Annotated in this window: 2 protein-coding genes; both read left to right on the top strand. The window is 62.7% G+C overall.

Annotation, left to right across the window (positions count from 1 at the left end; all coding sequences use genetic code 11):
* Positions 1 to 171: 171 nt before the first annotated feature.
* On the top strand, positions 172 to 1,506 hold the full coding sequence (gene istA, locus CH249_RS25415; RefSeq protein ID WP_008720775.1) for an IS21 family transposase: 1,335 nt from the start codon (positions 172 to 174) through the stop codon (positions 1,504 to 1,506).
* A 46-nt stretch (positions 1,507 to 1,552) separates the two neighbouring features.
* Positions 1,553 to 2,326 (top strand): IS21-like element helper ATPase IstB, encoded by a 774-nt coding sequence (gene istB, locus CH249_RS25420; protein ID WP_032385531.1) that lies wholly within the window; start codon positions 1,553 to 1,555, stop codon positions 2,324 to 2,326.
* The last annotated feature ends 63 nt before the right edge of the window (positions 2,327 to 2,389 follow it).

Here is a 2,389-nt window from a genome sequence, read left to right on the forward strand (position 1 = left end):
GGTATCGGTGTACACCCTCACGTGATGGTCCCCGTACAACCTCATATGTAGGTGCTCGGCGAGTCCTGTCGTAACTCGCCCACGACAAGGGCCACCCTTCGAATCGTCTACCGCCAAAGTTGACGAACCCGAAGGGTGGCCCTTGCCATGATCCTAGATGGAGAGTCTTGGATGAACATCCGACGTTTCAAAGCCCTGCACGAGGCCGGCGCGACCTATGCCGACATCGCCCGCGAATGCGGCTGCGATTGGCGCACTGTCCGCCGATACCTCGCCGACGATGCACCCACGCATCCACCGCAGGGAACCTCGAGAGCAGGAACACAACCCCGAGCGATCACCGACGACATCGCCGCACTGATCGAAGAGATGCTCCGCGCCGACATCACCATCGCAGCCTCGGTCATCCACGAACGCCTCACCAACGAAAAGTCCGTGACCGTGAACTACCAACGAGTCAAAATCTATTGCAGCACAGCCAGACCCATCATCCGAGACGAACTCGGCGCAGAAGAATCCGGGCTCGGCAATCTACACCGCCGATTCGAAACCATCCCCGGCGCCCAAGCACAAGTCGACTGGGGCGATGAAGGCGATCTCTTCGGCACCGGACGCAAGGTCTACTCCTTCCACATGGTCCTCTCGTTCTCCCGTGACCCATTCTGCTGCTACACCCACTCGATGGACGCCGCCGCGTTCTGGGGCAGCCACATCCGAGCCTTCGCGCACTTCGGTGGCGTCCCGGGTTCGATCGTCTACGACCGCACCAAAACCATTGTCCGCAAACATGTCCGTCCCGGACATGCTGTCCCGTTGCATCCAGCAGCCGTCGCATTCTCCGGGCACTACGGCTTCGACATCGACGTCCTCGCCGCGTACCGGCCCACCGGCAAAGGCCGTGTAGAACGGCAAGTGAAGATCGTTCGGGATCACGTCCTGGCCGGTCGCACGTTCACCGATCTCGCTAGCACCGACCGCACCTTCATGGACTGGGTTCCGATCCGCCGGACTCAGGTGCACCGTACTCACCGTGAGGTCATCGGGACCCGCGCCGTCGTCGATCACGCGGCGCTACGTCCTGCCCCGGCCGAGCCGTATCTTGTCGCCGAAGCCCACCTACGGCGCATCGGAAACGACGCGCTGATCTCGTTCGAGGCATCGCTCTACTCCGTACCCGCCGACCGCGTCCGGGCAGGTCAACGAGTACAGGTACGCGCCGGTGCCGACAACATCGCCATCGCCACCCTCGACAGTGCCGGCGGTACCGTCCTGGCCGTCCACGCTCGCTCGCAGGTCCGCGGCGCCTGGGTCGTCGACCAGGCGCACTGGGCGTCACTGCCCGACGGTCACACCCGTGCCACCACCGACGGACGCGTCGATACAAACCCCGCGGAGGGCACACCGTCACCTTCGGTCGACGCAGGCGACCCGTTGACCGCCAAAGTCATCTCACTCGTCGGACACGTCCACGTCGAACATCGACCACTGTCCGCCTACGCCGTCTGACCGTGAACCACTATCCCACAGCATCTTCCACGACAGGACACCGTTCATGAGTTCACTGACCACCCAACGGATCATCGACAACGCCCTCCGGCTCGGCCTCGGTCACACCGCCGAATCGGTCACCGAATCCGCCGCCCGCGCAGATTCCGCGCAGATGGGATACCTCGACTTCGTCGACCACCTCCTCGCCGAAGAAGTCGCAGTCCGAGAATCCCGGCGGTTCCGCAACGCCCTCAAACTCTCCGGGCTTCCCCATCACAAAACCCTCGACGACTTCGACTACACCTTCCAACCCGGACTCGAACCGCGCCGCATCCGAGACCTTGCCACCCTCGAATTCCTCACCGGCGCAGGGAACATCGCGATACTTGGACCACCGGGAGTAGGGAAAACGCATATCGCGATCGGGCTGGCGGTCGCTGCCTGCCAAGCCGGAAAGTCGATCTACTTCACCACCCTCGACGACCTCGTTCGAAAGCTCAAAGCCGCCGACGCAGCAAACCGGCTCCCCCGGCAACTCGCGAACCTCATGCGCCCATCTCTGCTGGTCATAGACGAGGTCGGATACCTCGCCCTCGACCGCGACGAAGCCAACATGTTCTTCCAGCTGATCAGCCGCAGATACGAGAAGGGCTCCACGATCATCACAAGCAACAAGCATTTCACCGAATGGGGAACCGTCCTCGGCGACGACGTCCTCGCCACCGCGATCCTCGACCGACTCCTTCATCACTGCGACGTCCTGGCCATCAACGGCCCCAGCTACCGGCTCAAAGACCGGCAAGGGCTTGTCACACCAGTGGAGGCACCGGCATCATGAACCTGCCGGACACCGACACGTCAGGTCGTACACAGACCGACACGTGAGGTCGTCCACCGATAC

This window comes from Rhodococcus sp. 05-2255-3B1, from assembly GCF_002258545.1.
In the GTDB taxonomy this organism is placed as follows: Bacteria; Actinomycetota; Actinomycetes; order Mycobacteriales; family Mycobacteriaceae; genus Rhodococcoides.

Coding starts and splice junctions, on each gene's coding strand:
- istB (WP_032385531.1), top strand. CDS start 1,553: ATGAGTTCACTGACCACCCAACGGATCATCGACAACGCCCTCCGGCTC.
- istA (WP_008720775.1), top strand. CDS start 172: ATGAACATCCGACGTTTCAAAGCCCTGCACGAGGCCGGCGCGACCTAT.